The 921-nt window shown below is 63.3% G+C and carries 1 protein-coding gene and 1 pseudogene; one reads left to right on the forward strand and one right to left on the reverse strand.

Annotated elements, in window-relative coordinates:
* Positions 1–224 (reverse strand): hypothetical protein (locus tag VBE63_RS30335; RefSeq protein ID WP_323686679.1); only part of this gene is annotated, 224 nt, incomplete at its 3' end.
* A 401-nt stretch (positions 225–625) separates the two neighbouring features.
* Between VBE63_RS30335 and VBE63_RS30340 the strand changes: the two are divergent.
* Positions 626–921: pseudogene (locus VBE63_RS30340) on the forward strand (hypothetical protein); the annotation flags it as partial.

Genomic DNA, 921 nt, shown 5'->3' on the forward strand with positions numbered 1-921 from the left:
GCCTCGATCAACCCCGCATAGTGTGCCCGGCGCTCAGCGAGCCGTCCTGTTCCCTTCGGCGTGCGACTGCGGGAGCGCTCCGGTTCGCTTGTCAACGTGCGGATCGTCAGCGTCGGCGCCGATGCGGTCGTTCCTGGGACCGCTTCTGTTTCGGACGCACGTCGCGCCTGTCGATGCCAAGTGCGCAGCAGTTCGTTCGCCCGCAGCGGGCGTTCAAAGGCCACCTCAGCCACCATCCGCTCACCTGCGGCCAATGGGCGTCAAGGCTGAGAACAGGAGCGTGAGCCCGATGCTGCATCGCCAGGGTGCCGAGGAGAGGACCTGTCTTCTGGCGATTGCAACAATGGCTCGACAGGCATCACCACCAGCAACCCGATTCAACGGATGCACTCGCCGTCTCAAGATCATCAGGCACTCTCAGTTCAGATCAGTCACTGAGCGCACTCTAGCCAGCCTGTTCACGCCGGGCGACAGCAAATCCTCAGCGCTCAGGCGAGCTTTCCCGACCTGGGCTGCAGACCGCTCGGATCGCATCGAATCGTCCGAAACGGGCTGAGCTTTCGCAGCTGCGCCAGGATTCAGCTCGCCCTACCCTCTGGGATTTCCGCGACCCCGGAGACTGCGCATGGCCACCGCCGCAACCGCTCAGAAACGCCGCTTCTCAAAACCAGTCCTCGACCAGACCCTGACCATCCATAGCCAGAATGCCCAGTACGTGCTGCAGCGTGGCCATTCGTTCGTGCTCGTGGTCAAGGCGCTGTATTCGATCTCGGTGGTGCTGCGCATCATCGGTGAAGAGTCCGACATGGACCAGATCGAGGCCTTGGTCTCCGAGCGCATCGATGCGGTCGCCCAAACGCTGCAGGACGAGCATGCAAGGCTGAAGGCTCTGGCCGACGAGGAAGGCGGCGTGCCCGTGCC

The organism is Lamprobacter sp., from assembly GCF_034860625.1.
In the GTDB taxonomy this organism is placed as follows: domain Bacteria; phylum Pseudomonadota; class Gammaproteobacteria; order Chromatiales; family Chromatiaceae; genus Lamprobacter.